This window comes from Neisseria sp. P0022.S010 (assembly GCF_051956635.1).
The window spans coordinates 1-3,247 of the sequence record NZ_JBQCXF010000342.1 but is presented as its reverse complement, the minus strand read 5'-3'; the positions used below and the strand labels follow the sequence as shown (position 1 = coordinate 3,247).

The window sequence follows — 3,247 nt, the reverse complement described above, 5'->3', positions numbered from 1 at the left end:
CAGGCGACGACGTTGGCTAACCATTTTCAACAGGCCGCGACGGCTGTGGTGGTCTTTAGGGTTGGCTTTGAAGTGAGGAGTCAGGTCGTTGATGCGGAAAGTCAACAGAGCGACTTGTACTTCAGAAGAACCAGTATCGCCTTCTTTACGTTGGAAATCTTTAACAATTTGTGCTTTTTGTTCTACGGTCAATGCCATGATGGATAACTCCGAAAATAAAAGAACCTTTTCAGGTTCGGACAAGTTTGCCAAGCCAAACGACCTAAGCAAACTCCTAAGTGCCTTTTTAGAAAGACGGGCGGATTATGCCACAATTTGTCTTTGTGCGCCATATCTTTTCAGATGGCCAAAAAAAGCGGCGATACCTTCCAGTACCGCCAAAGCTGCTTTGGTGATAAAAAACTAAACTTTATTTGCTCGCACAGCGGAAGCCCAAGTTATTTAAAACATATTTGGACTGCAGGCTGGTGCGGATGCCGTAGCGCAAGAAAGCAGCATAGTTGGATGGGTCGCTTGAGCCTACGGATGCGCCGCTACAGAACATTTGTGTGTTGGATGAGCCGGCTGAGAGTTGGCTGCTGTTGAAGTCTTCAGTCCATTCCCAAATCAGGCCGTGCATATCGTATACGCCCCAATAGTTGGGTTTGTTTTTACCGATGTCGTGCAGACCGTTGCGGCCACCGTCTGCATACCAATCCAAGATGGTGCGGTTGTAGCCGGGTTCGGCAGAGCCGTCTTTTTGAGTGGTAGAAGCCAAGCCTGCAAATTCCCACTCGTCAATAGTCGGCAGGCGTTTGCCTTTGGAAACGCAGTAGGCATTGGCGGCAAACCATGAAACATTGGTTACCGGGTGTTTGAGTTCGCTGGCTTTAGGCGCATAACTGTTGCTGCCGTTTTTTACCCAATGTTTCAGGTAAGCTTTTTCAGCTTGTTTAGAGCTAATTTTGTCTTTTTGCCATTGTGGATGTGTTTTCACAAATTCGGCAAATTCAGCATTGGTTACAGGATATTTGTCAAGTTGGAAGGGTTTGACTTTAATAAGGGAAGTCTCTTTTTTAAGATAGAGAGGGCGATAGCTGCCTCCTTCGATTTTTACCATTTCGGCTGCAAATGTATTGCCGCAGATTAAGGCACTGCCTAAGAGGAGGAGTCGTATGAGTTTCATGGTACGCCCTTATTATCGATTGAAACAGAAAATTTATTTTTAAGATAGCCTAATCATAACAAGGCCGTCTGAAAAATCAATCTGTCTGATTGAATAGGAAGATTAATTGTGATGGAAGCCACTGCGACTCTAAGAGAAGAGTAGCAGTGGCTTGGCGTATTAAACCGAGGGATTATTTAGCGGCTTCAGAAGCAGCAGGTGCGGCAGACGCAGCGGCTGGAGCAGAAGCGGCAGCACCGGCAGGTTGGTAAACGGTGTCGCTCAGTTTTTTGGTCATGATTTCAGGGTTTTCGTTACCCTCAACTTTCAATTGACCCAAAGCACCTTTGTTGAACGCACGGAAGATAGAGTGGTCAACTATAGTGTAGCTGCCTGGAATATCGACTTTGAATTCGATCATGGCGGCGCCACCGGCAGGAATCACAGTGCTTTGTACGTTTTCGTTAATCAGTTTACCACCTTCAACATATACTTTGTCGAAGATTTCGCCGATAACGTGGAAAGAAGATACCAAGTTAGGACCACCGTTACCAACGTACATACGAACAGTTTCACCAGCTTTGGCTTTCAGGGCATTGTCGCCGGCGATAGAGCCTACGTGGCCGTTGAATACAACGTATTCAGGTTGTTCGGCAATGGCTTTATCCATATCGAAAGGTTGCAGGCCTTGGGCGCCTTTTTTACCTTTAGTATAGAAGTCGCCTTGTACGATGTAGAACTCTTTGTCCACTTTAGGCAGGCCTTCTTTAGGTTCAACCAAGATCAAACCGTACATACCGTTGGCGATGTGCATACCGACAGGAGCAACGGCACAGTGGTAAATGTACAAACCGGCTTGCAGAGCTTTAAAGCTGAAAGTAGAAGTGTGGCCTGGGGCAGTGAAGGAAGCTTCTGCACCACCGCCTTGACCGGTAGCAGCGTGGAAGTCAACGTTGTGAGGAACGGTAGAAGAAGGATTGTTAGAGAATTCTACTTCTACGGTATCGCCTTCGCGTACACGGATCATTTGGCCCGGAACGTCGCCGTTGAATGTCCAGTAGTGGTATTCAACACCGTCTTCCATAGTCATGGTTTTTTCGACGGTTTCCATTTTAACGCGTACTTTAGCCGGATGATCGCGATCGATTGCAGGTGGAACTTCCGGAGCGTGAGTCATGATGGCATCGACTACAGGCAATTCTGAAGAAGGAGTCTCTGCAGCAGCTTGTGAGTCAGAAGCAGCAGCAGGAGCTTCGGCAGAAGCGGTGGCAGCCGGAGTTTCAGCTGGTTTAGCAGCTTGTTCGCCGCATGCGGCCAGTGCAAATACAGAAGCGATAAGTGCAGCTAAGGTTTGGCGTTTCATGTTTAAAGTTTCCTTATTGTAAGAAAAGTTAAGTATCCTGATAGGATGGTTTGAAATTTTGTATGATTATGTAGGCGCTTGTTTGGGTGCATTTTGACATAAATCAAATTGTTCAATGAATATGAATCTTTTAATCCTTAAATACTCCTTTAGTAGTATAAAAAACTAAACCGAAAAGTTTATTTTTGTGTGAAAATGTTAGTGTGGGCTTAACACAAAATATAACAAAGGAGGAGTTATACAGGATAATAGGAATCAATATCATGTAAGTTAATGGTTTTAAAGGAATATTATTGACAAAATATTTCTTTACTTTTAAAACCGTGATACAATCTTTAACATTCATATTTGATGAATTAATACCCAACCACTTTTTACCAAAATCAAGGAGTACTCAAAATGGGACAGTACAAGAAGCTTTGGTACTTGCTGTTTGCCGTACTGGCAGTATGCTTTACCATTCTTGGTTATATGGGTAGCGAGGTCTATAAAAAGGCTCCGCCATACCCTGAACAAGTCGTTTCTGCATCCGGCAAAGTCCTGATGACCAAAGACGATATTTTGGCAGGTCAATCTGCATGGCAAACTACCGGTGGTATGGAAGTTGGCTCTGTATTGGGTCACGGTGCATACCAAGCTCCGGACTGGACTGCCGACTGGCTGCACCGCGAGCTGGTTGCATGGTTGGATCTGACTGCGCAAGAAACTTACGGCAAAAAATTTGACGAAGTTTCTCCTGA

Annotated in this window: 4 protein-coding genes and 1 pseudogene; 2 read left to right on the top strand and 3 right to left on the bottom strand. The window is 45.2% G+C overall.

Annotation, left to right across the window (positions count from 1 at the left end; all coding sequences use genetic code 11):
• A partial coding sequence (rpsO, locus tag ACTHUT_RS16415) for a 30S ribosomal protein S15 (protein ID WP_440419089.1) occupies positions 1–198 on the bottom strand: 198 nt, incomplete at its 3' end.
• Here rpsO and ACTHUT_RS16410 point away from each other — a divergent pair.
• Positions 197–406, top strand: coding sequence for a hypothetical protein (locus tag ACTHUT_RS16410; RefSeq protein WP_440385622.1), 210 nt, complete (start codon positions 197–199; stop codon positions 404–406). The two genes, rpsO and ACTHUT_RS16410, sit on opposite strands and share 2 nt — an antisense overlap.
• A 3-nt stretch (positions 407–409) precedes the next feature.
• On the opposite strand, the gene ACTHUT_RS16405 is transcribed toward ACTHUT_RS16410, so the two are convergent.
• Together ACTHUT_RS16405 and nirK are read right to left on the bottom strand one after the other, a co-directional pair.
• Positions 410–1,165, bottom strand: coding sequence for a formylglycine-generating enzyme family protein (locus ACTHUT_RS16405; protein ID WP_440385623.1), 756 nt, complete (start codon positions 1,163–1,165; stop codon positions 410–412).
• Between the two features lie 172 nt (positions 1,166–1,337).
• A complete protein-coding gene (nirK, locus tag ACTHUT_RS16400; protein WP_004519389.1) occupies positions 1,338–2,507 on the bottom strand; it encodes a copper-containing nitrite reductase in 1,170 nt (389 codons plus the stop codon).
• A gap of 399 nt (positions 2,508–2,906) precedes the next feature.
• On the opposite strand from nirK, the pseudogene ACTHUT_RS16395 reads away from it, so the two are divergent.
• A pseudogene (locus ACTHUT_RS16395) lies at positions 2,907–3,247 on the top strand (nitric-oxide reductase large subunit); the annotation flags it as partial.